Source organism: Corynebacterium lipophiloflavum DSM 44291 (assembly GCF_000159635.1).
GTDB classification, from domain to species: Bacteria; Actinomycetota; Actinomycetes; order Mycobacteriales; family Mycobacteriaceae; genus Corynebacterium; species Corynebacterium lipophiloflavum.
In genome coordinates this window covers 1-241 of sequence record NZ_GG667243.1, presented here as the reverse complement: position 1 = coordinate 241, position 241 = coordinate 1, and the positions used below count along the sequence as shown (strand labels likewise).

The window sequence follows — 241 nt, the reverse complement described above, 5'->3', positions numbered from 1 at the left end:
GGGTGCCACGGTAGTGCAGATGTACTTGCAGGATGTGACGGCTTCCATGAGTCGCCCTGTGAAACAGCTGAAAGGCTTTGAGAAAATCACCCTGAAACCGGGCGAAACTCAGACTGTCAGCTTCCCGATCGATATTGAGGCGCTGAAGTTCTGGAATCAACAGATGAAATATGACGCCGAGCCTGGCAAGTTCAATGTCTTTATCGGCACTGATTCCGCACGCGTTAAGAAAGGCGAGTTT

At 50.6% G+C, this 241-nt stretch carries 1 protein-coding gene; it reads left to right on the top strand.

Annotation, left to right across the window (positions count from 1 at the left end):
- Positions 1-19 precede the first annotated feature (19 nt).
- The coding region (locus HMPREF0298_RS11365; protein WP_245527502.1) for a fibronectin type III-like domain-contianing protein at positions 20-241 on the top strand (222 nt) is incomplete at its 3' end.